The 250-nt window shown below is 60.0% G+C and carries 1 pseudogene; it reads right to left on the bottom strand.

Annotated elements, in window-relative coordinates:
- Window positions 1-250, bottom strand: a pseudogene (gene prpB / locus SB756_RS33225) (methylisocitrate lyase); the annotation flags it as partial.

Genomic DNA, 250 nt, shown 5'->3' on the forward strand with positions numbered 1-250 from the left:
GTACAGCTCGTTGCGGGTCTGCATGGTGTCGATGACGCTTTTCTGCGTGCCTTCCTGGCGCAGGACGTTGTAGACATGTTCAGCGGCGCGGTTCATGGCGCGGAACGCTGAAAGTGGGTACAGCGCCATTGCGACATGGGCGCTGCGTAATTCGTCGGTGGTAAACAGCGGCGTGGCACCAAATTCGGTGATGTTGGCGAGGATCGGCACCTGCACCGCATCGGCAAACTGGCGGTACATGGCGAGTTCG

Origin of the sequence: Pseudomonas sp. SIMBA_068, from assembly GCF_046534705.1 — a bacterium.
Lineage (GTDB): Bacteria > Pseudomonadota > Gammaproteobacteria > Pseudomonadales > Pseudomonadaceae > Aquipseudomonas > Aquipseudomonas putida.